Below are 23,445 nucleotides of genomic sequence, written 5' to 3'. Positions count from 1 at the left end.
GCAATTCATTCGTGCGGGAGGCCCGTATGCGACAACTGTTCATCTCCTACGCGCGCGAGAACAGACCGGATGTCGAAGCGCTGGTCCGGGACCTCGACGTGTTGGGTTATCAGGCATGGGTCGATTCCTCGCTGCGCGGCGGGCAGACCTGGTGGGGCGAAATCCTACAGCGCATCGCACACTCCGACGTTTTCGTGGCGGTCGTGTCCGAGGAGACATTGAGTTCGGTGGCATGCAAGCGCGAACTGGAGTGGGCGATGGCGCTGGACAAACCTGTGTTGCCGCTGTCGGTAGGGCGCCTGCCCGACGCGCTTCCGCGCACGCTGGCGCTGTGGCAGATCATCGACTACTCCACTTCGGAGAAAACGGCGGCGCTCGCGCTGGCCGGCGCCCTGGGAAGCCTTCGGGCCGCACCGCCGCTGCCCGATCCGCTACCCGAGCCGCCACCGGCCCCGCTGTCGTACTTGTCCGAACTGGTCGAACAGGTCGATCAGCCCGACGAATTGTCCCATGAGCAGCAGCGCCAGGTGCTCGTCCAATTGGAGCCGGCGCTGCTTGCGGCCGATGCCGAGGAGCGCCAGGGCGGGCACTATGTGCTGGAGAAGTTCAGGAAGCGAAGGGACCTGTATGTCGATGTGGATCGCAGGCTTGCCGACCTGCTGGCATCGGCCGATTCGCCACCGCCGACGAAGCCCGTGGTCGCGCCCTTGCGCGGACAGGACTCGACGCCCTCGCGAACCGAACAACGGTCGAAACGCGCTGATACAGAACGCAATCCGACGCAGCACAGGGAGGTCCCGCCGCCGGGTTGGTATCCCGATCCATCGGGTGGACACGAATGGCGCTGGTTCGAGCGCGACTGGTCGGACCATGTGGCAGACGGCGGCGTCGAATCCATCGACCCCTAGCCTCGGCTAGTCGTGAAATAGCCCCTGACCTGCCATATCACCGACGAGATCATCATCGACGCCAGTGCGCGATGCCCGCGGGAGCGGCCGGTCATCTGGGCGAGGATCGAGGTGTCGTCCTGCCACGCCCACACGCCGAAACCCGCGACCACGGCCGGAACCACCGCGAGCGCTACCAGCGGCGTCGGGAGTGGATATCCGGAAGGCCCCATCGCGAGTCCTGGTGTAAGGGAGTTCGGCCCAGGGGTGCCACCCGGGCAGTGGCTGGTCGGCAGCATTCTTGGTCAACCGGTCCATGAACTCTGCGGTGACGTTGCCGGACTCGAGGTTATCGAGTAAAAACTCGAGTGACCGCCTGCCCCTCGCCCGAACCGAAGACGACGATGAGTCCAAGCAGACCGAGCACTATTCCGGCGATTCCGAAGATCAACGCCATCCGAGACGCCCTGGCCGCCCCCTCCGTATCGCCGACTCTATTTTTCTCCCCGACCTGGTAGGAAAAAAACAAGGCGATGGCGCCGATGATGCATGACATCAGAAACGAAATTATCGACAGGGGCCAGTAAGCGCTGGCGGAACCGGCGGGCGGTCCGTATTGCGGCTGCTGAGGTCCCGGCGGTTGATAGTTCGGCCGCGGCGGTGGGTACTGCGACTGCGGGGGTAGCGGCGGATACTGCGGCGGTGGATACTTCGGTGCGCGATCCTCCGGATCCTCGTTTCCAGGATTGCTGGGTACGGACATATGTACTCCTCCCGTTCCAGTGCGCCATTTCCCTTGCGGTCGGCGTCTCACATCGGCGCCTTTCCGATGCGGCCCGCGCCAACGTTAACGGAAGAACAGGCCGATACGGCGTAGCTCGCGGGCGTTTCGCTGACGGCGGGCACGGGCCCGGGTGAGTCGGAGATGGACAATCGGCCGCGCTGCGGTAACCCACTTCAAAGGAGTGTGTCGACATGAACAACATGTCGACGGGCGTGCTCGACCGGAACATCCGAAGTACGTGTTCCCGATAACTTGGAGGAATTCCAGAAGCCCGGCAGGGGAGGCGGCCGGATCGGAATCTTGGAAAAGTCTCAGTGATTTTCCGGGCCGCCATTCACGGTACGGGGACCGTTGCCGGATCCTTGATACCTATCGGTCCGACCGGCCGGCACAGGGTGCGTTCGGCGGTGGTCGTCAACCGCTCGACGGCCTGCTCGACGGTCAGGCCGCGTCCGGTGAGCAGGAGATCGAGACTCTCGAAGCTGGTCAGGGTCCACAGCACGTCGGTGGCCCACTCCACCGAGACGTCGTCACGGAGCAGCCCGCCGGCGTGTAGGCGCCGGGCCAGATGGGCGACGCCGCCGCGCCGATCGTCCTCCATGGCTCGTACCGCTTCCGCCGCCGAGGAGGGATCGAGCCGGTCCATCGCGTGCAGGACTCGGTAGATCTCGAGATCGCGGGCTTTCATCCGGCTCGCCGCGGCGATGGCATCCCGTAGGTGCTCGCGGGCATCGTCGGCGGTCACCGCCGCGGACAGTTCCGACATGCCGGTCCGTGCGGACAAGTCGGCGACGAACGCGTCGAAAAGACCTGCCCGCGAACCGAAATCGGCATAGATCGTCGAGCGTGACACTTCGGCCGACCGCGCGACTTTGTCCAGGCTCACCGGCTGGGTCGGCGCCTGGCGCAACTGGTCGGCCACCGCGTCGAGGATGCGGCGCCGCGTCTGTTCTGCCGCCTCGGCGCGGGCGCCCTGGTGGTACTTGCGCTTGCTCATACCCGCCATCCTTCCATATTCGCTTGACAACTTGTCCAGCGAAAGCGCAGTCTTTCACCAGACAAGTCGTACTGTGAAATGGAGTCGAGATGACGGATCGTGTCCAGCGGCCGAACGGTTGGGCGCTGGTGGCGCCGTGGCCGGCCGGTGTGCTGCTCGCGTTGCTCAACGCCGAGATCAGCGCGGTGACGACGCCCGTCTTCGCGGTGCTCGCCACCGCCTACCTCGTGGGGGCGGCCACCGTGATCCGTCGGGCGGCCAGGGCCGAGCTGTGGCCCGCCGTGGTGCTGGTAGCGGTCCCGGCCGGACTGTTCGTCGGTGCGGGCTATACAGGTGAGCCGACAGCGCGCGAGCCCACCGGGCTGCTGATCAACACCGCGGTGCTGTTCGTGGTCGCGGTCGCGCTGGCGGTGGCCATGATCGGTTTGACCTGGAAACTGCGGTCGGCGCCGGGCGCGTCTGCCGCTGTGCCCGCGGTCGTGCTCTTGACTCTTGGCACCGGTGGGTTTCTGCTGAATCTGCTCGCGCGCACGGCGATCGTGCTCACCGGCGCGTCGTCCCAACAACTTGCGGTCGAGGACCTGCACTGGTCGGCGGCGCAGTACCTGCGGGGCCTGTCCGGGCCCGTGGACTTCGTCGGCTACACGATGGTGTGGCTGGATCTGGTCCAGCTCGCCTATGTCGTGTCGGCCTTCGCCGGGGTCGCGGGCGCGGCAGTGCTGGCCACCACCGCCTCGGCGGTGCCACGACGAGCCGGGACACTCCTGGCGGGCACGGCCTGCGGGCTGGGGGCGACGTGCGTGATCGCGGTGGTCGCCGCCGTCGCGCTACCACGCGGCACCGATGTCGTTCCGGCCACCGTCGCCTTCGTCCTGACGATCCCTTTCATGGCCACCTTGTTGCCCGCCGCCCTCGGTGCCGCACTCCTCGCGGCACCGAAAACCTCCGACGCACTACAGGAGTCGAAATGAATATCGCAACGCTAGCGGTCGCCGGTCTGCTGACCCTCGCGGTCACGGGCTCGGCAGTGGCCACCCTGACCCGCCAACCCGCGATCGTCGCCACCGTCGCCGCGGTCGGGTTCCCGACCCGTCACCTCACGACACTGGGGGTGATCAAACTAGCCGGTGCGGTCGGCCTGAGTATCGGCCTGCTGTGGCCGCCGCTCTCCATCACCGCGGCCGCGGGGCTGGTCGCCTACTTCGCCGCCGCGGTCGCGATGCACATCCGTTCCCGGCACGGCCAGATTGCCGCCCCCACAGGGTTTCTCGCACTGTCAGTGACGGCTTTGGCGCTGCTGATCCGGGTCGGCCCGTGACTGCCGCGCTCACCACCGACCCGGCGCGCATCCAGGCACGTACCACCCCCGTCCGGCCGACACGCGCGCAGCTACTCGCGGTGCTGGCGGTCAAACTGCTCGGCCACGGCGATCCGAAGGACTTCGCCGCCCTGTTCTCCACCGACGCGGTCAACAGGCCCGGCGACTACGCGCCTGCGGTCTGCAAGGCCACCGGACCAGATGCGGTCTGGGCGACATCGCAGTGGTTGCGTCGCGCTTTCGGCGACCTGGACTGGACCATCCGCGCGGTCGCGGGCAACGGGCCAACGGTGGTCGTCGCGGCCGGCATGAGCGGCCGTCATCGCGGTCCACTGACATTGCACGACCGCCACGGCGTGCCAACCCGTGTCATTCCCGCGAGCGGGCTGCGGTTCACCGTCGCCCGCACCTACCGATTCCGCATCGCCGGACACCGCATAGTCGAACGAAGTGTCGACTTCGGCGAACTCGGCACCCTCGGAAAGGACTCCCGACCGTGACCGGCGACATGTTCCCCCGCAGCGGCGCCTACCACCCCGACTGGATCCGCGGCAGCGTCAGCGGCGGCGCGAACTCCCTGTGGCTGACCGAATGGCTCACCGGCGCAATGGAACTGGAACCCGGCATGCGGGTACTCGACCTCGGCTGCGGCCGGGGCGCGTCCTCGGTGTTCCTGCACCGCGAATACGGAGTGCAGGTCTGGGCCACGGACCTGTGGTTCGACCCCGGCGAACGCGCCGCACGCTTTCGCGACGCGGGCGTCGCCGACGCGGTGTTCCCGATCCGGGCCGACGCCCGCGCACTGCCGTTCGCGGCCGGGTTCTTCGACGCCATCATCAGCATCGATTCCTTCGTCTACTACGGCACCGACGACCTCTACGCCAACTACCTGGCATCGTTCGTCCGCCCCGGCGGCCCCGTCGCCATCGCGGGCGCCGGCCTGATCCGCGAAATCGACCGACCCGTACCCGAACACCTACGACACTGGTGGGAACCCGGCATGGCTTGCCTGCATTCGGCCCACTGGTGGCGAAACCACTGGCAGCGCAGCGGAATCCTCGATGTCACCCGCGCCGACACCATGCCCGACGGATGGCGCCGCTGGCTCGACTGGCAACACACCGTCGCGCCGGACAACGTCACCGAAATCGAAGCACTGCAACAGGATCGTGGTCGATATCTCGGCTACGTGCGAGTCATCGCCCATCGAAACACCAGCCCGCTGGACCCACCGATCGACACAGTCCAGGTGACCTACGAACCGCGGCCACTGCTGCGTGTCGATCCATACGACCCCGACACGGACTGATCCCGTCGCGACCGCAGTTAGTGGTGCTGCGGAAGGTGTAGTGCCGAAACCGAGTTCGGCGCGGATGGTGAGGGCCGACCCTGACGTCATCGATGCCTCGCAACCGAAGTCGCCGCCGCCGAAAACGGTGGCGGCGATGCGGGAATTGACCGGCCGCTTCGGAAACGCTGACCGGCGGCTACTCGAACTTCATTGTTTCTGCGTGGTTATCACCTCGGCCCCCGTATCGCCATACGGTGCTGCGCGGGCGCCGGTGGGGAACGAAACTGCCGCGCCGACACCGGCTATCGCGCCATCGGGCCGCGATAGCCGGTCGTCATTGTCGAAGTGCCGTACTCGTCCGGGGATCGCCGGGCGTGCTCGCGTTCAGGCCCGGCCGGCTCGGCGAGCTCGCTTCGTGGCTCGGTGAGAGCGCAGCAGGAAACCGGGGGTGGGTGGAATCCAGCCCAGCTGGAGTGCCATGCCCTGGTCGTCGCGGACCGCCCAGTGCTCGATGACGAGCCCGTCGGCGATCCGCTGGAAGTGGGCCTGTCGAGTGACGAAGGTCTTGCCGGTTGGCGCGAACGCGCGGTCGACGGTGCCGTCCGGGGTCCAGACGACGAAGTCGCCCGTCTGGCGACCCGAGAGCGTCCCGTAGGTGACGACGAGGTCGTCCTCGACGATGTCGCGCTCGGTGGTCCACGCGAGATCGCTGAACGCCGCACGGAGCCATTCGCCGGTCCCGTGGAAGGCCGTGGGGCCGACGCCTCGGGTGACGGGCGGTTCGGCGATCGCCTCGCGGTTGACGGCATCGGGGTGGATGAGCGCAGCGAGGTCGGCGACTGTTCCACCGAGGACAGCGCGGATCGCGCGTTCGGCGAAGTCCGCGAGGTCGATGCGCGAAAGAGTAGTGGACATGCCACACCTTTCAATACAGCGAACTGGAATCAATTAGTACAGTAGACTGTATCGAAATACCGCGCAACCCCTCACCGACCCGGAGATCATGTGGCCTACGACAACAGCGCTCGCACCGCATCCGCCCGAGCCACACGAGCCCGCGTACTCGTCGCGGGGCGCAAGTCATTCCTGGAGCGCGGGTTCACCGGCACCACCGTCCGGCACGTCGCCCAGGAGGCGGAGGTGTCGCAGGAGACGATCTACAAGACCTTCGGCGGCAAAGCCGGACTCCTGAAGGCGGTGTACGACACGACCCTGGTCGGCGACGACGAGCAGGTGTCGCTCGCGCAGCGGCCGGAGGCGCTCGCGGTGATCAACGCCACCGACCCCGCCGAGGCCGTCGCCTCGTACGCCAAGCTGGCCCAGACGATCTCCACACGCGTCGATCCGCTCCTGCGCGTGCTCTTGGCCTCGCGGGACACCGACGCCGCGCTGTCGTCCTTCGCCCGCACGATCGACCAGGAACGCCGGACGGGAAGCGCCATGTGGGTCCGGCACTGGCACGCCGCAGGCTGGCTGCGCGAGGACCTCGAGGTGGACAAGGCCGCCGATATCCTCTGCGCGCTGAACTCCAACGAGCCCCGATGGTTCTTGCTGGACCGAGGCTGGACCGCCGAGGAGGTCACCGCATGGTTGACCGACGCCCTGTGTCACGCCCTGCTCGGATGCCGGTGAGGATCGTGTCACCGAATACGTGAGCGCCGTGGGCCGCGCGGTCGGTGCGGTCTATGACGCCTACGCCCACGACGCCGCCAACCTCTCGGTGGAGGTCCAGCACGACATGGCGGTCACCGCCACCGATCCGATGGCGACACCGGTCGGGTACGGGCAGCGCATCGCGCACCTGCACGCGGTCGTCGCGGTAAACCAGGCCCGGCACCGGCGTGAGCAGATCCTCGACGCCGAGGACGCCGCCAACGGTCACAGCGCCGCGGCCGCCGACGAGTTCGCCGCGAAGATCGAGGCCGAGATCGCCCGCGTGGAAGCCGTTCTCGGCGAGGATGTCGGCTACAACCGTGACGCGCAGGTCGCCCGCCTGGCCCAGGCCCTGCTGTGGAAGGACGCGTCCCCGACCGCCGCCGAGGTGGTCGAGGATCTCACCGGCGCGCTGGCCCGAGAATGGGGTGTGCTCGTCGATGTCGAGGGCTTGTCGGTCGGGATCGACGCCGGGTTCGACGCCGACCTCGCCCAGGCCCGCGCCGAGGCCGACGCGATCCACCGCCGTGTAGCCGGTGTGGTCGATGTCGTGTCCTGCTCGGTGTTGCCCGGTGAGGTCAAGGCCGTCGTCGGTGAGACCGCGTGGTCCACCCCCGATGAGCACGATCTCACCTTCGCCGAAGATCGTGGCCGTCTCGGCCGCGCGCTCGCCGACGCCGGTGTCGAGTCGGCACCGAGTGGATCGACGGCACTCTCTACTACGTGGAGAACTGCCACGGCTACAACGTATATCGTCCGCTGTAACCCCGAACTCTGCTCGTAGAGAGGTGCGTATGACCGAGAAGATCAGAATCCTCGCCGAAGCCACTGCCATGGATCCGTCCAACAGGTTCGGCGTACCAGGAGACTATCGAGACACCGGCCGTACCCTCCAGAGCTATATCGACCTGTGGGGCGGGTTCGAGGGGACGATCCCCTCGCCTTTCGGCGGTCCACAGCAGGTTTCTCTCGCCGCGTTCGCCGACCACCCGCGCGACATAGGAAGAACGAGGCGCCTGACGTGCCTCGTTCTACCAACAGACCCGGGTTGAACGTCGGTTGATTCCGGCCCTATGCCTGATCCACCAAAGCTGTGAATTCCGAGGCATTGGGTCCGGTGGCAGAGAAGGAGACCGTGGCTGGTTCTGCCGGTGTTCCTACGGATCGTGTGGAGCCGGGGACAAGGGAAACCGCGAAGTCACGCAACTCGTCGTAGGTCAGCGGACCACGTTCCTGGCGCTGCCAGTGCAGAGACAGCGGAGTGGTCGACTGTGCGGTGAGCAGTGCTGCTAGAAGGTCTTCGACACCGAACCAGTTCCTTCCTCGGTCAGCAGCGATCTGCGCGGCCTGTTTGAGGGCTGCGGCGACCGAAGGAGCTGCACCTGTGATGGTCGTAGTGGTTTCGTTACGTTCTGACATAGAGCGGCGTCCCTTTCAGCGGTCCAATATCTGGAGACCATTGCCGATGCCCCCGATGCAGGTCCACGTGCCATTCTGCTCGAGGATGGCGATCCCGCCCTCATCCTCGCACCATTGTGCTGTGATTGCGGCGGCTTGCCCTGTGCCTGCCATTGACACCGCGGCCGCCGCGACTGCCATGGCTGCGGTACGTGCTGCCCATTTCTTCATGGATCCCCCCATGGACGTTGTGCTGGTTTCGGCCTTCTGCGCGGTGGCTGCTTCTTCCTTCAGTTGGGGGTGTTGCGCCGGTTCTGGATTCGCCGCAACGAAGCACCCGATGAGTCGGGTACTCGCACTGTTCAGTGGATGTCGCTCATTCATGTTGCCCCCCCAAAGTATTTCGATGCCGTCCCGATGACCTGTGTCGGTTTCACGTCGACGCCGGATCGGGCTGCGGTGGTGCGCGAAGGCGGGATGGTCCCCCTACGTGTAGATGGTCTCCACCGTTCCGTCCTTGTGGTGGATGTAGCAGGTGTAGTGCATGCCGGGGTGTCCGATGATGTATTCGCTGTACTCGCAGTTCACCGCCGGCGCCGCCTGGGCGGCGGGTGCGGCGATCGCTGCCGCGGATGCGACCGCGGCCAGTATCGAGGCGGCCGGGATGACGAATCCCCTCATATGCAATCCCCCAGAGCGTCCGCGCGACAGGCTCCGCGCTGTGAGCGAGCGATCCGGAAAGCGAACCGTTCACCACCCTTCGACGGCGTCGGGAGCGGATCGGTTCCACCGGAACTGCTGTGATCTATCCGACAGTCGACTGTGATGATCCGAGGGAACCGGTCGCGTCACGGTCGCGGCCAACCATGCAGAGACAACCGCGCGGACGGCGGAACCATCGATACAGCTTCAGACCGAAATGCGTTGCTGCCGGCTCTGATCGGTACACAGGGTCCGATGTTGTTTCTCGATCGCGGTGGGAGGGGACTTCAGGATGCAGGTGGATCCGGGGCAGTTGCGGGCGTTGGCCGAGGCGATGAGCGGTATCGGTGCCGAGATCGACACGATCCGGACACAGGTCGACACTTCCGCGCTCACCGCGGCGCTGCCAGGATCGGTTCTCGCCCGAGCCTGTTGCGACGCGGGCTCCGTCGCGGGAGATGCGTTGTCGCGGATGGCCGCGGGGTGCGCGGCGGTCGCCGCTCTCGTCGAGGCGAGCGCATCGACAACGCAAGCTGCCGACAACTCCTTCGCCGACCGGATCGCCACTGCCGCAGGTGGGCTCTTGTGAGGTCGGAATCGACACCGACGCTGTCACAGGTCCGATCATGGCAACCCTGGTCTGCCTCCTCGGCGTCCGACAGCTTCACGACATGGCGGCGGAGGTGACCGCGGCGGGTGGTGCCGGCTTGAGTTTCGCAACTGCGGTGTGCCGCCGGCCGTTCGGCTTACCGGACACCACTGCGCCGGCAGCGAAAGTGGCCCACCCGTGAGTCCGCGATCCGCGGTGGGCCACTTTCGGTGGCAGATGCCTAATCAGTTGGCGGACTTGCCGAACCAGCGGGAGAGGTGGACGTTCAGGTCCTGCTGGTCGTCACCGGTCCAGGCCACGTGGCCGTCGGGGCGTAGCAGGACGCACGGAACACTGAGTTCCGCGCTGGGATCTGCGAGGTAGTCGACCCGGTCCGACCAGCCACCGACGGTCAGGCGTTCGGTGCGGTCCAGCAGCAGGCCGCGGCCCCGACGTAGTCGGTCGTAGAGGTGGCCTTGTTTCACGTCGATGTCGGGCAGTCGGCGGCCGAGCAGGTCGGGCCCCGGGCCGAAGTCGTAGCGGATGTCGATCGCGGTGATCTTCTCGATCAGATATCTGTTCACCTCCTCGAAGTCCATCAGTGCGGTGAGCAGCCTGCGCACGGCCTGCGGGCCTGGTTCGGTGGACAGCAGCTCCATCTGAGCCCGGGTGTTGTCCAACACGTCTTCGGCGACCGGATGGCGTTCGGCATGATAGGTGTCCAGCAGGGTTTCCGGCGCCCAGCCGCGGATCTGTGCGGCCAGTTTCCAGCCGAGGTTGAACGCGTCTTGAACGCCCAGGTTGAGGCCCTGACCGCCGGTGGGCGGGTGGATGTGTGCCGCGTCGCCGGCCAGCAGCACCCGCCCGACCCGATAACGTTCGGCCAACCGGGTGGCATCTCCGAAGCGCGATAACCAGCGCGGGGAGTGCACGCCGAAATCGGTGCCGGCGACGACGCGCAGCTGTTGTCTGAAATCATCGAGGGTCGGCGGTTCCGCGCGATCGCCGACTCCCGCGGCGGGGACCACGACGCTGTAGACCCCTCCGCCGAATGGCCTGAGCCAGAATCGCCGAGGAGGCTGGTGGATCGCGGCCACCGTGGCGGTGATCTCTTCCTGCGGCACACCCACTTCCATCTCGCCCATCAGCGTGTCGGTCCGCGATGGCTCGCCGGGGAAGCCGATGCCGAGTAGTTTGCGCACCGTGCTGCGTGCACCGTCACAGCCGATGAGATAGCGGGCACGCAGCTGTTCACCGTCGGCCAGCTCGACGGTCACACCGTCGTCGTCCTGTTCGAAATCGGCCACCGCGCAACCGTGCCGGACCCGCGCACCGAGTTCGACCGCATGTTCCTCGAGCAGGCGTTCGATAACGGGCTGCTTGATGCCCAGCAGATAGGCGTACGCGGAATCCAGGCCCTCGGGCGCGGGTTTGGTGATGGCGGCGAAGAATCCGCCTGCCGGACGCGGTCTTCCGTGTTCGAGAAGACGATCCAGCAGTCCGCGCATTGCCATCAACTCGATACTGCGGATATGCAGACCGACTATGCGAATGAACGACTTGGGCTCGGTTTCCTTCTCGAGAACGAGTACACGTACGTCGTGTAGCCGCAATTCGGCGGCCAGCATCGCGCCGGTCGGCCCGCATCCGGCGATGATCACGTCGAACATGGGCGGGCGATCGGCGTCGGAGGCCGACGACCGGAGTGCGGAGCGGTCGCCCACGGTGATCTCGCGCTCGACCGTGTCTTCCGACGGTGGCTCGGCGGTGAATTGTGGAGAGGGCATAGGTATTGCCTTTCGGGAGTGCCTTGTTGGCGAGGCGCTCCCGGCGACACCTACGTCAATCGCCGGCCGTGACCGGAAGGGGGAGCACCCACATCGATACAGCGTTCATGGGTCTCACCTCCTCGGGCGGTGTCACGGTCAACTGCAAGCTACAAGCCCTGACATCACCCTGTCCAATCCTTTTCCGCGCCACATGAACCCACCCCCGGACCGGGGTTGCCGCTCGAGCCCCTTGGCCGACTGTCGATGGGTTCGTGTCGTCGGCGGTCACCGCCGACCATCGCCTACGCGACGTCGAGGCACCAGCGGCCGAGGCACCGGTCGCCCACTGGCGCGGCGCAAACCGAGCACACCATCCGCTCGATCCACCCGGCTGCGGTGGCTCGTGGCTCCACCATCGCGACAACAGGTGCTCCCGCACCCGCTGGCCGCTGCGCTCGACCTGGGGGATGTGCTCGACCAGCTACGCCACGGACTCCTCGGCGTCGGTCACATCGCACACCGGAACCCAGCGATTCCCTGCTGGTTCGGCCGGTGAAGTCGTAGAACGCGATTTCGGTCCGCTCCACACCCCCACTCGACGCGATGTAATCGACTGCGGCGTCAGGGTTCTCTCAACCGGCCGACAACGCCGTTTCGTTGTGATTATGTTTGGTTTGCTGCCACCAAACGAAACGTATCCCGTTCGACACCGAAGTCGCGGAGCTCCCTTCTGGCCGCCGATAATGTTCACTTATCGGAGGTCAGAACGCGCACGCAAGCAGGCGGAACCGGTTCGAACCCAGCGGCTTTCGTTTCGTGTCGATACGTCGCTGCTAACGTAAGTAACGCTACGATTTTCGAGTGTCGAGCGTATGTAACTACCCGGGATGTGTCCGCCCCGTCGTTCGCGGCGGCGGACCCGGACGGCCCTCGGAGTACTGTGATCACCCCGAGCACACCCGATGGCGCGCGTGGCGGGAACGGCAACGTCAACAACAGGAGTCGGGGGATGGCAGCGAAACCGTCACTGTGACACCACCCGGACCGGTGACCGTCGCCCGACTTCGGGCCGATGAACTGCTCACCCAATTCCGTACGCTGGCCGAACAATTGGGCGCCAATCTCAATGCCGCGGTAGCCGAACTGTCGACCCTGGCCGATCCCGCCATCGCCGAAACGCAGGTCCAAGCCGTGCAAGCCGACGCCGCCCGGCGAATCGCGGAGGCGGAGGTCGCGACCGTGGCCGCCGAGCAGGCCCGCCGGGAGGTCGAAGCCGCGCGCAGAGTCGCCGAATCGGTCGCGGAGGATGCTGTCGCCGCCGCGGAGCAGGCGGAGAGCTCGGTCGCCGAAGCGCGCGCCGCGCGAGACGACGCCCTGCGAGAAGTCGAACGCGTCACCACCCAGGCGGCCGACGATGTCTTCGCGGCCCGCAGCACCGCCGAAGCCGAGATACGCGCGGCACGGCGAGAAGCCGCGGAGGACATAGAACGCGCGCGGCAGCAGGCCACCGAAGATGTCGAGGCCGCCCGGCGCACGTCCGCCGCCGAAATCGAACAGATACGTCGAGAAACCACCCAACAACTCAATGCCGCCGCCGCCGAACGCGACCTCGCGGTCCAACGCGCCGCCGCCGCCGAACGCGCCATCGACCGCGCCGAACAGGCAGTCGCGGACCGCGATCGAGCGCTCACCGAGTCCCGCGAGGAACTCCGCCGTCTCCGAGACGAACTCGACCGCGCCCGCACCGAGACCGCCGACCTCCGCCGCGACGCCGCCGCCGCGGCCGCGGCCTTGCGCGCCGAGTCCGCCGCAGCCCTCGAACAGGCCCGCGGGGAGGCCGCCGACCGCCTCGCCACCCTCGACGACGCCCGCCGCCAAACCCTCGCCCGCGCCGAACGTGCCGAACGCCAACTCGATGACCTACTCGCCCGCCAACGTCCCGTCGCCGAACCCGCGAGCGATCTCTAGCGAGCGGGCGATCACCGTATCCGTCGCGCGGCTGGAACAGGCGGCCTCCACGCCCGGCCGACACCCCACATGGCGGGTGCGTGAACTCCTGTCCGCGCGGGTGATATCGGATACCGATATCGGATATCGTGGCCGGTATCCGGTCCCCGCCAGACAAGGAGCCTTTCGTCATGGCATCGTCCAGTCATCCCGATGCCCGGTTGCGGCGGCGACTCGGCGTCGGGGACGCGGTGGTGATCGGGCTCGGATCGATGATCGGAGCCGGCATCTTCGCCGCCCTCGCGCCCGCTGCCGCCGCGGCGGGGTCAGGACTGCTCATCGGGTTGGCGGTCGCGGCGGTGGTCGCCTACTGCAATGCCACCTCCTCGGCACGACTGGCCGCCCGCTATCCGGCCTCCGGCGGCACCTATGTCTACGGGCGCGAACGCCTGGGCGAGTTCTGGGGGTACCTCGCCGGGTGGGGGTTCGTGGTCGGCAAGACCGCCTCGTGCGCGGCCATGGCCCTGACCGTCGGCGCCTACGCGTGGCCGGGGCAGGCGCACGCGGTCGCGGTCGCGGCCGTGGTCGCGCTGACCGCGGTGAACTATCGCGGCGTGCAGAAATCGGCACTGCTGACCCGGATCATCGTCGCGGTCGTGCTCGCCGTGCTGGCCGCTGTCGTGGTCGCCGCGCTCACCTCCACCGCCGCCGATTCCGGGCACCTGGCGATCGGGGCCGACGCCTCGGTGCGCGGGGTGTTGCAGGCGGCCGGGCTGCTGTTCTTCGCCTTCGCCGGGTACGCGCGCATCGCCACTCTCGGCGAGGAAGTACGCGATCCGGCCCGCACAATCCCGCGGGCGATACCGATCGCGCTCGGCATCACGCTCGTGGTCTACGCCACCGTCGCCGTCTCGGCCCTGGTGATGCTCGGCCCACACGGATTGGGTTCCGCCACAGCCCCGTTGGCTGACACCGTGCGTGCGGCCGGGGTACCGGCGCTGGTGCCGGTGGTGCGCGTCGGTGCGGCGGTCGCGGCCCTGGGGTCGCTGCTGGCGCTGGTCCTCGGCGTCTCGCGCACCACCCTGGCGATGGCCCGTGACCGGCACCTGCCCCACGGGCTGGCGGCGGTTCATCCGCGTTTCCAGGTACCTCACCGTGCCGAGCTGGCCGTCGGCGCGGTCGTGGCGGTGCTCGCCGCTGTCGTCGACGTGCGTGGCGCGATCGGGTTCTCATCCTTCGGCGTGCTGGCCTACTACGCCATCGCCAACGCCTCGGCCTGGACCCTCACACCCGACGAAGGCCGACCACACCGCCTGATTCCCGTCCTCGGCGCCGCCGGATGCGTGATCCTGGCCTTCGCCCTGCCTCTCAGCTCGGTCGCGTCCGGCACGGTGGTCCTGGCCGCCGGTGCGCTGGTCTACCTCCTGCGCCGGCGACTCGCCCGACCCCACAGTGAGCACCCCGCCTGAGCCCTGCCACGGTGGGCCGCTCAGGCGGGGTGCTCGCCGAGTACCTCCCGCGCCAACTCCGCCAACGCTTCGCGGTCCGCTACCAACGCCGCCAGCCCGTCCGGGGTCGCCCGATACACTCGCCGCACCCGGCCGTCGACCACCTGTTGCTCCGAGGTCAGCAGCCCATCGGCTTCGAGCCGATGCAACGTCGGATACAGGGTGCCCGGACTGATGTCGTAGCCGTGCTGCGCCAGCTCGGTGGTCAGCCACGCACCGTGCACGCCCTCCTGGGCCGCGTGATGCAGGATGTGCAGCCGCACCGCCCCCCGCTGGAACTCCCGCATCCCGCACCGCCCCTCGCGTGTATGACGAAACCGATATCGGCAACCGATTCTACCCGTGCGGAACGCCACGGTAGCCGCCTGCGACAGCGACCTGAGAAACCTCCCGCCGCGTGCGATCACACGGTGTGCGCAGGGCGGTATCGCGCTCCTCCGCTCGGACTTGTCGAGTTTGTCCGATCCGCCGGGCCGTCGTGCCAAGCGGTCACCGGCCACCGGGCGACGATTCGGCGAGGCCGAGCGAGCCGGTCGAGGCGGGCTGGAGAAGGCGACCGTCGTGGACCTCGACGATCCGGTCGGCCACCTTCGCGTGGGCATGGTCGTGGGTGACCAGGACCGTCGCGGTGGCATTGCGGTGGGTGAGTTCGGAGATCAGCGCGACCACGGCCGCACCTCGTTCATGATCGAGCGCACTGGTGGGTTCGTCGACCAGCAGGACCGTCGGGTCGTTCATGAGTGCGCGCGCGATATTGACGCGCTGGCGTTGCCCGCCGGACAACTGATGAGGTCGACGGCTCGCGTAGTCGGCCATACCGACGGCCTCCAGCAGGTCCATGGCGCGGGGATGCGCCGCGGACGGGGACTGTCCGCCGATCCGGGCGATGACTTGAAGTTGTTCGACGGCGGTGAGCGAGGCGATGAGATTGGGCTGCTGGAAGACGATGCCGATCTTGCGGCGGCGCAGGTCGGTCAGGGCGCGGCGGGTCATGCCGGTCGTCGCGGTTGCGTCGATGGTGACGGTGCCGGAGTCGGGAGTGATGAGGGTGGCGGCGACGGCCAGGAGACTGGATTTGCCGGAGCCGGAGGGACCGACGACGGCCGTCATGCTGCCCGCGGGCACGTGCAGGGTGACGCGGTCGAGAGCGGTGAGGCGGCGGTCGCCGTCGGGGTAGGTGAGGGTGATGTCGGACAGGTCGAGGGTCATCGGGCGCTCCCCAGGGCGGTCAGCGGGTCGACAGAGGTGATGCGGCGGATCGAAAGGGCCGCCCCGAGCGCGCCGAGCAGGATCATGATGGCGGCCGGGGCCAGGACGCTCGCGGGGGTCAGCAGGAACGGGATCGAACTCCCCGAGATCAGGGCGCCGACGCCGGCGGCGACACCGGTACCGACGAGAGTGCCCGCGCTCAGCAGGACGACCGCTTGGCCGAGCGCATCGCCGAGCAGGTACGCGGTCGAGGCGCCGAGGGCTTTCAGCACAGCGATATCGCCGGTGCGCTGGATGGTCCACACGGTGAAGAACGCGCCGATGACCAGGGCGGAGATGGCGAACAGGAACCCGCGCATCAATTGCAGCGAGCCGTTCTCGGAACTGTAGGAGCCGATGGCCGACAGTGAGTCGTTCTTGGTGACGGTCTCGGTGCCCGCGGCGCGATCGGTCGCCTCGATGTCCACGCCTTCGGTCGTGGTCAGCGCGATGACGGTGGCGGTCGGTTCGTCGCTGACCTCGCTCGGGGGCGCGATCGCGCGCCACGTCGGCAGGCTGGTCCAGATGACGGGGGTGTGGCTGAAGAATGCCTCTCCTCGCACAGCCGCGACGGTGAGCCGGCGTCCCGCCACGGTGACGGTGTCGCCGACCGCCACACCGAGGTCGTGGGCCGCGGTGCCGGACAGGACCGCCGACTGGTCATCGATCCGGTCGCCGTCGGGGGCGAGCGTGGAGCCGGACCGCACGCCGAAGACGGACGCGCCGATGCTCTCGGCGCCCGCGGTGGCCTTCGTGGTGGTGATGCCCAGCGGTTCGGCCCGGGTGACGCCGGGCGAGTCGGCCCATCGTCGCCACTGCTTCTCGGTGACGGTGGAATTCGAGTACGACAGCGCCGCGTCGGTGGCGCCGAATGCGATCCGGTCCGCGGGCAGACCGGTTATCCCGGCGACATTCTGCCTGCTCAGCCCGGCGGTGAGCCCCGAAAGCAGCCCGACCAGCAGCGTAATCAGCACTATGACGGCGCCCATGAGGGCGAAGCGCCCCTTGGCGAATCTCAGGTCTCTCCAGGCGACGAACACGAGCCTGCCTCTCACAGATGGAATCGGTACGTCTCCACCGTCGTCGCGAACCACCGCGATGGCATCTGACGCAGGACGGCACTCGACGCATCGAAAGGCGGCGCGGCATCTGTAACTTTCGATGGAGGTTCCGCGGGGCGCTACTGCCTAGGCTGGAAGGACCGTGAACACCGCCGCCTCGACCCCCACCACCCGGATTCTGGCCGCGTGCCTGCATCTGCTGGTCTTCGGCCTGCTCGGCCTCGCCGCCGGGCGCGCCGTCGTCGACCGTCCGCCGCATGCGGGCGGTGTCGTCGCCGCGGCTGTCGCGTTCGCCCTGGTGTATGCGGCGGGGTCGGTACTACCGGGCGTGAGCAGCCACCGTCGGGCGGCGGTGCCGTGGTTGGCCGCGGTCAGCGTGTGCTGGCTGGTTCTGCTCTGTCTGTCCGACGTCGGTGTGTGGCTGGCGTTCCCGCTGTATTTTCTTCAACTCCACCTGCTGCCGCGCCGGACCGGACTGGTCGCGGTCACGATGACAGCGGTGATCGCCATCGTGGGATTCGCCGCCCACCGGGGCGCCTTCGCCGTGGCCATGGCCATCGGACCCGCGCTCGGCGCGGCGGTGGCGGTGACCGTGGTGTGGGGATATCGGGCGCTGTATCGGGAAAGCGAACAGCGACGTCGCCTGATCGAAGAACTCACCGCCACCCGCGCCGATCTGGCCGCGGCGCAGCACACCGCCGGTGTCCTCGCCGAACGCGAACGCCTCGCCCGCGAGATCCACGACACCCTCGCCCAGGGCCTGTCCAGTATTCAACTGCTGCTGCGCGCCGCCGAACGGAATCTGCCCGACTCGCCCGACACCGCGGCCCGCCACGTCGAACAGGCCCGCCACGCCGCCGTCGACAACCTCGCCGAAGCCCGCCGCTTCGTCGCCGCGCTCACCCCGCCGGCGCTCGAGGACACCAGCCTGCCCGACGCACTCCGACGCCTCTGCGCCACCACCGCGAAACGTCACGCGCTCACCGCGCGTTTCCACCTCACCGGCGACCCCGCACCGCTGCCGACCGCACACGAGGTCGCGTTGCTGCGCGTGGCGCAATCCGGACTCGCCAACACCGTCCGCCACGCCGACGCCACCACCGCCGACGTCACCCTCGGCTACCTCGATGACCACGTCACCCTCGACATCGTCGACAACGGATGCGGATTCGCCCCAGACCACCTGCCCGCCCCCGATCCCGAGAACGGCGGATTCGGCCTGGACGCGATGCGAACCCGCGTCACCGCACTCGGCGGCACCCTGACCGTCGAATCCGCCCCCGGGCGCGGCACCGCTCTGACCGCCCGGCTCGCCCGCACCAAGGGGCGGCCGTGACCGCCGACCCCATCCGTCTGCTCGTGGCCGACGATCACCACGTGGTGCGGGCCGGTCTGCGCGCGGTGCTGGAAACCGAAGCCGGACTCGAAGTGGTCGCCGAGGCGGCCACCGCCGAGGACGCAGTCACCCGCGCCGCCGCGGGCGACATCGACGTGGTCCTGATGGATCTGCAATTCGGCAAGGGCATGAACGGCGCCGAGGCCACCGCCCGGATCACCGCGCAATCCGACGCGCCCCGCGTCCTGATCGTCACCACCTACGATTCCGACGCCGACACCCTTCCCGCCATCGAAGCGGGCGCCACCGGATACCTCCTCAAGGACACCTCACCCGAGGAACTGGCCGCCGCCGTGCGCACCGCCGCCGCGGGACGGACCACCCTCGCCCCCACGGTCGCCGACCGACTCGTGAACCGGCTGCGCACCCCCGGCGCCGCCCTCACCCGCCGCGAAACCGAAGTCCTGTCCCTCGTGGCCGAGGGACTGTCCAACCAGGCCATCGGCCGGCGGCTCCACCTCACCGAAGGCACCGTCAAATCCCATCTCGCCCGCGTCTACACCAAACTCGGCGTGGACTCGCGTACCGCGGCGATCGCGACTGCCACCGATCTCGGCTTCATCCGCCGCTAACTTTCTCAGTTATCGAATGCCACTTCAGGCCGGCGAGCAGGAGGGCCGGTATTTAATAAGTAGCGGTGATAGGTTCCGGATCCGAGCAGCGAGGCGAGATCGCGGCGGATACGGCGAGCGACCGCGTGGATCCGGGGGAGGTGTATCCGCGAGAAAGAATCACGCTTGAGCGGACCGGCGGAAATGTGCTACCCAGCTGGTGATTCACGGCGACGTGAGCGTAGCCGCGACCGGTGTTCCTCGGGCCGATCGTGTCCAGGAACGCCGGGATCACGTCCGCCGGCCGGACCTCAGCTCCGATATCCGGATGCGAGAAAACCGCACTACGGCTACCTTCTCCTGGTGAACAACACTCCAGGAACTGGTTCGGCGCGAACCATGCCGCAATCGCGGCACCGGCGCGCACTCACGGCCGAATCCACGGTCGCCGCGCACCAAATCGCTGCGGCTGATCCCGCGCTCGGGGATCTCGATCCTAAGGGTTCTTTCCACTGTCCATCGGGCACGAGCGAATGGCGAAAGCGAGTGGTGAGAATGGCATCGATCGTATATTTTTCGAAAGTCTCCGAAGGTGCTGACGAAGTCGTGTACAGGTTCGGCAGAGAGGCTAGCGATATGGCGCGCACATTGACGATGAACAAGGTTTCGTGTAGATCCCTGCCGGATGACGGCAACGCCGACTACCATTTCTTCAAAGCCTCTCGCAAAATCAATGCCGTTTACGGTGAATCGAACGCCTGGCCAGAGCAGGGGATGAGTGTGAGCTGACAACCGCGCGTAGGCGCAGGACGTTGCTGAAACGTTCGGTCGGACTGCAACCGAGGAGCCGGAAGGATTTCGGACAGCGGATCTTCTGCTCTATCTCCCGAGTTTGTTCATTTGGGTTAGTGCGTGATGTCAGCACCGCAGCAACGGAGCTCCTCGGCGGCACGCTGCCGCCCCGACGACGAGCGATGCTTGACGACGCAGAGCACAAGGCGAACGCGGCATGGAAGCCCTACGCATCCTCAAACGCCGACTCTCCGACGTTGTCTACCGAGCCATGCTCGCCGACCTCGCCTCGGAACCCACCGAAACACCCGCTACCACTTGACAGAGGAGCAATTTACAGGCCCATTTGAGAGGGATTGCGTTGGGTGTGCCAACGCTGTATTCTTCGGCGTATGCAGACTGAGGGGGTACGCACGGCGCGCGGCACAATCTGGCGTTGGAACAGGAAACGCGCGACTGGGATCGTGGAATCAACGGCTGGTGACCACATCTGGTTCGGCCTGGATTCTTTGCGCGGAAGAAGTTTCGACAACATCAATATCGGCGATATTGTTTATGTCGACTACGAGTTCGCCCAGCAAGATTCACACGATCGACGCGCTGTGCTTATAACCTGGGTCGAAGCCTAGACAGAATTTCAACGCGGGGGCAACAAATTAATAAGCTATTTTTGACGTTGATCTCGACGGCGGTCATGCTATCGGCCTATTCTGGATCAGCCCAAGCAGCACCTAATCCGGCGGACTTGGAATATACAAACGAGCTCACCCTATCGGGAATACGAAAATGGCGTCGCCCGATTTCACGGGGCAGATGGATTATGGCACCAGCACTTTCGCTTGGGCGCTGAAGCTTACTCCAGCGACTCAGCGCGTCGTCTACGGTTCAATAAGTTGCCGTACCACGATAGGTGGCATTTCAGGGTATTCGGACAGTCATTCGGATATTCCGCCCGACTATCTGTTGCACTCAAGTGTTCGGATTGACAGGGGCGCTGGTACAAGCTGCGAAGCAGATGTGACTTCAAGGTCTTGACTGATGCCGGAATGCAGCCTGGCAACGTCGAGACCGCTGTGGATTTCATCGCGCGATAAGAGCAACTCAGCTAATATGGCGATCCACCGTCTAGGCGACCACGATGTGACATTCATCAGCAAGGACGGAAATACGCTGCGCTTCGGCACGCTGAAAGCTGCGGTACTGCGTTGCCACCACCGGCTGCCGGTACAAACAGGCTGACCTCGACAAACCACACGAATAGTGAACCCGCCGTACAAGCGCGCTCGATAGCGATATCGGCCGCATCCACCCCAACTGGCTCGGCCGGCCGCGCCCCCGCCACCGGCGGCGCCCCCGACACCCTGTCCGGCACGAACCCCAACCACGGCAACGTGCACAACCAACCGATCCGCCGGACCACGCCCCCGACCCTGATCGACGAACGCCACATCCGCCGGACTCAGCGTAAGAACCGGAACAACTCCTCCCGACTGATCTCCGGAAACTCCCGCAGACGCGCCAGCTCCTCATCCGCGAACATCCGTGTCGCCACGAAGAACCCTCCACCACACCGACGAACTCCATCGTCAGCACGGCAAACCGGCAACCAGCCCCACCCGCAGCACAATCACCCCCGATCAGGGGTTACGCCATATCCGTTGATTTTCGGCGATTACTACCGGGACCCCAGTAGGGCGGGGCGACGCCCCAGCCCCAGTGCGGGACCGGGGCCTGGGTGGGTGGATCGGCGTCGGGTCGGGAGTTCGCGAGCGCGAGGCGGGTGCCCCATTCGATGTAGCCGACGAACGCGGCGCGGAACTCCGGGTCGGCGGGCAGACCGACCTCGTCGGCGGAGTCGAGCAGCAGCGACACCCAACGCCGGCGCTGTTGTTCGGTAATGGCCTTGCCGAGGTGATGGACCAGCATGTTGTGGTAGCCGCCGCGTTCGTCGGTATAGCGCGACGGGCCGCCGAACACTTCGGCCAGCCACATCGCCACGTAGCGGGGATGGTCGGGGTCCATGCCCGCGAACAACGGTCCGACCAGGTCGTCGGCCGCCACATGGGTGTAGAAGGTCTCGGTGAGACGTTCCAACGCCGCTGTGCCGCCCAGCCATTCATACATGGTGGGCACCGAGGCGCCGGTCCCGCACACGGCGGTGCGTTCGTAGTGCCGCATCTCCTCGATCTGCCGTACATAGGGTTCGATCTCGGTGAAGAATGCCGCGAAATGCTCGCCGCCGCGGAAGCCTCGCAGATGATCGTCGACCGAGGTCCAGCAGATCCGCAGGACGTAGCATTCGGGCTCGTCGGTGCATCGCGTCAACTCGTAGTCGACGCACTGCGGCGCGGCGGCGAGCGCGCGGGCGGCACGACCGTAGGCGGCTTCGAAGTCGGTGGCGTCGTGCCGCGCGATTCGATATCGGATGTATTCGACTATCACGTGTAACACTGTAATCATCGTGCGGCGGCGTGGGTTTCGCCCACGGAGAACGCATCGCGCCGCCGCGCGAGCGCTGACGGCACGGCACGAACTCGTGTGCCCGCAATGGGTTCGAAGGGCCGCGCCTCGGGGTTCCGGCAGTAATCCGGATAGCCTCAGCATCGGCCGAATCTCGGGCGGGAGGAGTTGTTCCGGGTTCTTCATTGAGTCCGGCGGATCGGTTGGGTTGGCGATCGCGTTGTGCACGTTGCCGTGGTTGGGGTTTCGAACGCGCCCTCATCCGCCAACGCGAAGGCATCGCCGCTGCCAAGACCGCGGCGCCAACACCGATGCAAACCCGCATCACCCACCGAACAAGCCACACAACTTCGAGACCGTGCCGCCGTGGCGAACCGAAATTCTCTACTCGCCAAGAATTCGTGTCAGCCGCGACCGTCTACGCCTATCTGTGTGCCTGGATCGTCTGTATTGAGGGCATTGATAGGCGCAGGATAAGCTGGCCGTTCGATGCTTTCATTGGTTGTCGGGGAGGGGTAATCATGTCGTTCGAGGTCAATCCGGACAGTTTGCGGGCAGCCGCTGGCACGTTGGCCGCGCTTCCCGACAGGATCGATGGCGCTCCGTTCCTAGCTGCTGCTCCGATGGCGGACAAGCTGAAAGGTTCGATTGTCGGCGCGGCGTTGCGGAGATCGGATCCGTTGAGTCGACGCGCGAAGGACGTGCTCGAGGCCCGCTTCAACCAGTTCGCCAGCGTGCTGGCTATCTCGGCGGAGACCTTCCGCGATTCAGACCTCGATGCCGCTACCCGCATCGCCGCTGTCGGGGATATCAACTCCGCTGGGGGGAGGTGACCCGGATGGCCACTCCGAACGAGGTCTTGAGTTGGGATATATCGGAATTACAGGCTATCGCCGGGCATGCGACCGAGATCGCTGATGCGATCATCGCGGCGTCGGACGGCATGTATTCGACGATCCATGATGATCTGGTGTGGAACGGTCACGCCGGGCAGGCGGCCGAGGACAAGGCCGATCGGGAACGGACCCAGATGCGTGCGATCGCAACCGCCTATGATGACCTCGGCGCGGGGGGCAGCGGGCGCAGCGCGTGAT

30 protein-coding genes and 1 pseudogene are annotated in these 23,445 nt (G+C 66.7%); 18 read left to right on the top strand and 13 right to left on the bottom strand.

Annotation, left to right across the window (positions count from 1 at the left end; all coding sequences use genetic code 11):
• The first annotated feature begins 26 nt into the window (after positions 1 to 26).
• Entirely contained in the window at positions 27 to 908 is an 882-nt protein-coding gene (locus APZ21_RS07925) for a TIR domain-containing protein (RefSeq protein WP_054812565.1), read from the top strand.
• On the opposite strand, the gene APZ21_RS07920 is transcribed toward APZ21_RS07925, so the two are convergent.
• The 3 genes from APZ21_RS07920 to APZ21_RS07910 form a co-directional block, all read right to left on the bottom strand.
• Positions 905 to 1,120, bottom strand: a complete 216-nt coding sequence (locus APZ21_RS07920) for a hypothetical protein (protein WP_054812564.1) — start codon at positions 1,118 to 1,120, stop codon at positions 905 to 907. The two genes, APZ21_RS07925 and APZ21_RS07920, sit on opposite strands and share 4 nt — an antisense overlap.
• A gap of 116 nt (positions 1,121 to 1,236) precedes the next feature.
• On the bottom strand, positions 1,237 to 1,650 hold the full coding sequence (locus tag APZ21_RS32825) for a CD225/dispanin family protein (protein ID WP_082392917.1): 414 nt from the start codon (positions 1,648 to 1,650) through the stop codon (positions 1,237 to 1,239).
• A 355-nt stretch (positions 1,651 to 2,005) separates the two neighbouring features.
• The gene (locus APZ21_RS07910) at positions 2,006 to 2,668 is read right to left on the bottom strand and encodes a TetR/AcrR family transcriptional regulator (protein ID WP_054812607.1); all 663 of its coding nucleotides are present in this window, start codon (positions 2,666 to 2,668) and stop codon (positions 2,006 to 2,008) included.
• A gap of 89 nt (positions 2,669 to 2,757) precedes the next feature.
• Between APZ21_RS07910 and APZ21_RS07905 the strand changes: the two genes are divergently transcribed.
• The 4 genes from APZ21_RS07905 to APZ21_RS07890 are packed head-to-tail and all read left to right on the top strand — an operon-like array spanning position 2,758 to position 5,295.
• Positions 2,758 to 3,639, top strand: coding sequence for a hypothetical protein (locus APZ21_RS07905; RefSeq protein WP_054812562.1), 882 nt, complete (start codon positions 2,758 to 2,760; stop codon positions 3,637 to 3,639).
• Positions 3,636 to 3,986, top strand: coding sequence for a DoxX family protein (locus APZ21_RS07900; protein ID WP_054812561.1), 351 nt, complete (start codon positions 3,636 to 3,638; stop codon positions 3,984 to 3,986). Before APZ21_RS07905 ends, APZ21_RS07900 begins: the two co-directional genes overlap by 4 nt.
• Entirely contained in the window at positions 3,983 to 4,486 is a 504-nt protein-coding gene (locus APZ21_RS07895) for an ester cyclase (protein ID WP_054812560.1), read from the top strand. The genes APZ21_RS07900 and APZ21_RS07895 overlap by 4 nt, the downstream gene beginning before the upstream one ends.
• Positions 4,483 to 5,295, top strand: coding sequence for an SAM-dependent methyltransferase (locus APZ21_RS07890; protein ID WP_239476538.1), 813 nt, complete (start codon positions 4,483 to 4,485; stop codon positions 5,293 to 5,295). Before APZ21_RS07895 ends, APZ21_RS07890 begins: the two co-directional genes overlap by 4 nt.
• Positions 5,296 to 5,661: 366 nt before the next feature.
• Here APZ21_RS07890 and APZ21_RS07885 read toward each other — a convergent pair whose 3' ends face one another.
• The gene (locus APZ21_RS07885) at positions 5,662 to 6,192 is read right to left on the bottom strand and encodes an ester cyclase (RefSeq protein ID WP_054812559.1); all 531 of its coding nucleotides are present in this window, start codon (positions 6,190 to 6,192) and stop codon (positions 5,662 to 5,664) included.
• A gap of 90 nt (positions 6,193 to 6,282) precedes the next feature.
• Between APZ21_RS07885 and APZ21_RS07880 the strand changes: the two genes are divergently transcribed.
• Genes APZ21_RS07880 through APZ21_RS07870 form a run of 3 tightly spaced genes read left to right on the top strand, consistent with a single transcriptional unit; the run spans position 6,283 to position 7,982 of the window.
• Positions 6,283 to 6,909, top strand: coding sequence for a TetR/AcrR family transcriptional regulator (locus APZ21_RS07880; protein WP_054812558.1), 627 nt, complete (start codon positions 6,283 to 6,285; stop codon positions 6,907 to 6,909).
• 19 nt (positions 6,910 to 6,928) lie between these two features.
• Positions 6,929 to 7,714, top strand: a complete 786-nt coding sequence (locus tag APZ21_RS07875) for a hypothetical protein (RefSeq protein ID WP_054812557.1) — start codon at positions 6,929 to 6,931, stop codon at positions 7,712 to 7,714.
• Between the two features lie 10 nt (positions 7,715 to 7,724).
• Positions 7,725 to 7,982, top strand: a complete 258-nt coding sequence (locus tag APZ21_RS07870; protein WP_156370835.1) for a hypothetical protein — start codon at positions 7,725 to 7,727, stop codon at positions 7,980 to 7,982.
• Positions 7,983 to 8,001: 19 nt separating this feature from the next.
• Here APZ21_RS07870 and APZ21_RS33840 read toward each other — a convergent pair whose 3' ends face one another.
• From APZ21_RS33840 to APZ21_RS07865, 3 genes are all read right to left on the bottom strand, one after another.
• Positions 8,002 to 8,349, bottom strand: coding sequence for a hypothetical protein (locus tag APZ21_RS33840; RefSeq protein ID WP_156370833.1), 348 nt, complete (start codon positions 8,347 to 8,349; stop codon positions 8,002 to 8,004).
• Positions 8,350 to 8,364: 15 nt separating this feature from the next.
• Positions 8,365 to 8,712 carry a hypothetical protein gene (locus tag APZ21_RS33835; RefSeq protein WP_156370831.1) on the bottom strand — a complete coding sequence of 116 codons (348 nt, stop codon included), beginning with the start codon at positions 8,710 to 8,712 and terminating at the stop codon, positions 8,365 to 8,367.
• 102 nt (positions 8,713 to 8,814) lie between these two features.
• A complete protein-coding gene (locus APZ21_RS07865; protein WP_054812555.1) occupies positions 8,815 to 9,009 on the bottom strand; it encodes a hypothetical protein in 195 nt (64 codons plus the stop codon).
• Positions 9,010 to 9,322: 313 nt separating this feature from the next.
• Between APZ21_RS07865 and APZ21_RS07860 the strand changes: the two genes are divergently transcribed.
• Positions 9,323 to 9,619, top strand: coding sequence for a hypothetical protein (locus APZ21_RS07860; RefSeq protein ID WP_156370829.1), 297 nt, complete (start codon positions 9,323 to 9,325; stop codon positions 9,617 to 9,619).
• A 245-nt stretch (positions 9,620 to 9,864) separates the two neighbouring features.
• Here the strand turns inward: APZ21_RS07860 and rox are convergent, their stop codons facing one another.
• The gene (gene rox, locus APZ21_RS07855; RefSeq protein WP_204249064.1) at positions 9,865 to 11,289 is read right to left on the bottom strand and encodes a rifampin monooxygenase; all 1,425 of its coding nucleotides are present in this window, start codon (positions 11,287 to 11,289) and stop codon (positions 9,865 to 9,867) included.
• 1,128 nt (positions 11,290 to 12,417) lie between these two features.
• Here rox and APZ21_RS07850 point away from each other — a divergent pair.
• Both APZ21_RS07850 and APZ21_RS07845 read left to right on the top strand, forming a co-directional pair.
• Positions 12,418 to 13,356, top strand: a complete 939-nt coding sequence (locus APZ21_RS07850; protein ID WP_054812552.1) for a coiled-coil domain-containing protein — start codon at positions 12,418 to 12,420, stop codon at positions 13,354 to 13,356.
• Positions 13,357 to 13,526: 170 nt separating this feature from the next.
• On the top strand, positions 13,527 to 14,804 hold the full coding sequence (locus APZ21_RS07845; protein ID WP_054812551.1) for an APC family permease: 1,278 nt from the start codon (positions 13,527 to 13,529) through the stop codon (positions 14,802 to 14,804).
• A 20-nt stretch (positions 14,805 to 14,824) separates the two neighbouring features.
• Here the strand turns inward: APZ21_RS07845 and APZ21_RS07840 are convergent, their stop codons facing one another.
• The 3 genes from APZ21_RS07840 to APZ21_RS07830 all read right to left on the bottom strand — a co-directional run bounded on the left by APZ21_RS07840 (position 14,825) and on the right by APZ21_RS07830 (position 17,146).
• Positions 14,825 to 15,130, bottom strand: coding sequence for an Rv3488 family transcriptional regulator (locus tag APZ21_RS07840; RefSeq protein ID WP_054812550.1), 306 nt, complete (start codon positions 15,128 to 15,130; stop codon positions 14,825 to 14,827).
• A 202-nt stretch (positions 15,131 to 15,332) separates the two neighbouring features.
• Positions 15,333 to 16,052 carry an ABC transporter ATP-binding protein gene (locus tag APZ21_RS07835; RefSeq protein ID WP_054812549.1) on the bottom strand — a complete coding sequence of 240 codons (720 nt, stop codon included), beginning with the start codon at positions 16,050 to 16,052 and terminating at the stop codon, positions 15,333 to 15,335.
• The gene (locus tag APZ21_RS07830) at positions 16,049 to 17,146 is read right to left on the bottom strand and encodes an ABC transporter permease (RefSeq protein WP_239476537.1); all 1,098 of its coding nucleotides are present in this window, start codon (positions 17,144 to 17,146) and stop codon (positions 16,049 to 16,051) included. Before APZ21_RS07830 ends, APZ21_RS07835 begins: the two co-directional genes overlap by 4 nt.
• A gap of 148 nt (positions 17,147 to 17,294) precedes the next feature.
• Here APZ21_RS07830 and APZ21_RS07825 point away from each other — a divergent pair, with 148 nt between their 5' ends.
• The 5 genes from APZ21_RS07825 to APZ21_RS34690 all read left to right on the top strand — a co-directional run bounded on the left by APZ21_RS07825 (position 17,295) and on the right by APZ21_RS34690 (position 21,130).
• Complete coding sequence (locus APZ21_RS07825) at positions 17,295 to 18,488, top strand: sensor histidine kinase (protein ID WP_054812547.1); 1,194 nt, start codon at positions 17,295 to 17,297, stop codon at positions 18,486 to 18,488.
• Positions 18,485 to 19,120 (top strand): response regulator, encoded by a 636-nt coding sequence (locus tag APZ21_RS07820; protein WP_054812546.1) that lies wholly within the window; start codon positions 18,485 to 18,487, stop codon positions 19,118 to 19,120. Before APZ21_RS07825 ends, APZ21_RS07820 begins: the two co-directional genes overlap by 4 nt.
• Before the next feature lie 342 nt (positions 19,121 to 19,462).
• On the top strand, positions 19,463 to 19,888 hold the full coding sequence (locus APZ21_RS33830; protein ID WP_156370827.1) for a hypothetical protein: 426 nt from the start codon (positions 19,463 to 19,465) through the stop codon (positions 19,886 to 19,888).
• Between the two features lie 395 nt (positions 19,889 to 20,283).
• Entirely contained in the window at positions 20,284 to 20,520 is a 237-nt protein-coding gene (locus APZ21_RS33820) for a hypothetical protein (protein WP_156370825.1), read from the top strand.
• 409 nt (positions 20,521 to 20,929) lie between these two features.
• On the top strand, positions 20,930 to 21,130 hold the full coding sequence (locus APZ21_RS34690) for a hypothetical protein (RefSeq protein ID WP_162240312.1): 201 nt from the start codon (positions 20,930 to 20,932) through the stop codon (positions 21,128 to 21,130).
• A gap of 64 nt (positions 21,131 to 21,194) precedes the next feature.
• Here the strand turns inward: APZ21_RS34690 and APZ21_RS36160 are convergent.
• Positions 21,195 to 21,443, bottom strand: a pseudogene (locus tag APZ21_RS36160) (DUF4158 domain-containing protein); the annotation flags it as partial.
• A 92-nt stretch (positions 21,444 to 21,535) separates the two neighbouring features.
• The gene (locus tag APZ21_RS07815; RefSeq protein ID WP_054812545.1) at positions 21,536 to 22,333 is read right to left on the bottom strand and encodes a group II truncated hemoglobin; all 798 of its coding nucleotides are present in this window, start codon (positions 22,331 to 22,333) and stop codon (positions 21,536 to 21,538) included.
• A 539-nt stretch (positions 22,334 to 22,872) separates the two neighbouring features.
• On the opposite strand from APZ21_RS07815, the gene APZ21_RS07810 reads away from it, so the two are divergent.
• Together APZ21_RS07810 and APZ21_RS35515 are read left to right on the top strand one after the other, a co-directional pair.
• Positions 22,873 to 23,184, top strand: coding sequence for a hypothetical protein (locus APZ21_RS07810; protein WP_054812544.1), 312 nt, complete (start codon positions 22,873 to 22,875; stop codon positions 23,182 to 23,184).
• Positions 23,185 to 23,189: 5 nt separating this feature from the next.
• Positions 23,190 to 23,444, top strand: coding sequence for a hypothetical protein (locus APZ21_RS35515; RefSeq protein ID WP_239476536.1), 255 nt, complete (start codon positions 23,190 to 23,192; stop codon positions 23,442 to 23,444).
• Position 23,445 lies beyond the last annotated feature (1 nt).

This window comes from Nocardia arizonensis (genome assembly GCF_001310275.1).
Taxonomy (GTDB): Bacteria; Actinomycetota; Actinomycetes; order Mycobacteriales; family Mycobacteriaceae; genus Nocardia; species Nocardia arizonensis.
Note: the sequence above shows the minus strand (reverse complement) of the source record. Positions and strands in the feature narration are given on the sequence as shown.

Excerpts from the sequence above, each read along its gene's own strand:
- APZ21_RS07860 (WP_156370829.1), top strand. The coding sequence starts at position 9,323 with ATGCAGGTGGATCCGGGGCAGTTGCGGGCGTTGGCCGAGGCGATGAGC.
- APZ21_RS07905 (WP_054812562.1), top strand. The coding sequence starts at position 2,758 with ATGACGGATCGTGTCCAGCGGCCGAACGGTTGGGCGCTGGTGGCGCCG.
- APZ21_RS07900 (WP_054812561.1), top strand. The coding sequence starts at position 3,636 with ATGAATATCGCAACGCTAGCGGTCGCCGGTCTGCTGACCCTCGCGGTC.
- APZ21_RS07910 (WP_054812607.1), bottom strand. The coding sequence starts at position 2,668 with ATGAGCAAGCGCAAGTACCACCAGGGCGCCCGCGCCGAGGCGGCAGAA.
- APZ21_RS07885 (WP_054812559.1), bottom strand. The coding sequence starts at position 6,192 with ATGTCCACTACTCTTTCGCGCATCGACCTCGCGGACTTCGCCGAACGC.
- APZ21_RS07870 (WP_156370835.1), top strand. The coding sequence starts at position 7,725 with ATGACCGAGAAGATCAGAATCCTCGCCGAAGCCACTGCCATGGATCCG.
- APZ21_RS33840 (WP_156370833.1), bottom strand. The coding sequence starts at position 8,349 with ATGTCAGAACGTAACGAAACCACTACGACCATCACAGGTGCAGCTCCT.
- APZ21_RS07840 (WP_054812550.1), bottom strand. The coding sequence starts at position 15,130 with ATGCGGGAGTTCCAGCGGGGGGCGGTGCGGCTGCACATCCTGCATCAC.
- APZ21_RS33820 (WP_156370825.1), top strand. The coding sequence starts at position 20,284 with ATGCAGACTGAGGGGGTACGCACGGCGCGCGGCACAATCTGGCGTTGG.
- APZ21_RS07925 (WP_054812565.1), top strand. The coding sequence starts at position 27 with ATGCGACAACTGTTCATCTCCTACGCGCGCGAGAACAGACCGGATGTC.
- APZ21_RS32825 (WP_082392917.1), bottom strand. The coding sequence starts at position 1,650 with ATGTCCGTACCCAGCAATCCTGGAAACGAGGATCCGGAGGATCGCGCA.
- APZ21_RS07920 (WP_054812564.1), bottom strand. The coding sequence starts at position 1,120 with ATGGGGCCTTCCGGATATCCACTCCCGACGCCGCTGGTAGCGCTCGCG.
- APZ21_RS07865 (WP_054812555.1), bottom strand. The coding sequence starts at position 9,009 with ATGAGGGGATTCGTCATCCCGGCCGCCTCGATACTGGCCGCGGTCGCA.
- rox (WP_204249064.1), bottom strand. The coding sequence starts at position 11,289 with ATGTTCGACGTGATCATCGCCGGATGCGGGCCGACCGGCGCGATGCTG.
- APZ21_RS07845 (WP_054812551.1), top strand. The coding sequence starts at position 13,527 with ATGGCATCGTCCAGTCATCCCGATGCCCGGTTGCGGCGGCGACTCGGC.
- APZ21_RS33835 (WP_156370831.1), bottom strand. The coding sequence starts at position 8,712 with ATGAATGAGCGACATCCACTGAACAGTGCGAGTACCCGACTCATCGGG.
- APZ21_RS07810 (WP_054812544.1), top strand. The coding sequence starts at position 22,873 with ATGTCGTTCGAGGTCAATCCGGACAGTTTGCGGGCAGCCGCTGGCACG.
- APZ21_RS07835 (WP_054812549.1), bottom strand. The coding sequence starts at position 16,052 with ATGACCCTCGACCTGTCCGACATCACCCTCACCTACCCCGACGGCGAC.
- APZ21_RS35515 (WP_239476536.1), top strand. The coding sequence starts at position 23,190 with ATGGCCACTCCGAACGAGGTCTTGAGTTGGGATATATCGGAATTACAG.
- APZ21_RS34690 (WP_162240312.1), top strand. The coding sequence starts at position 20,930 with ATGCCGGAATGCAGCCTGGCAACGTCGAGACCGCTGTGGATTTCATCG.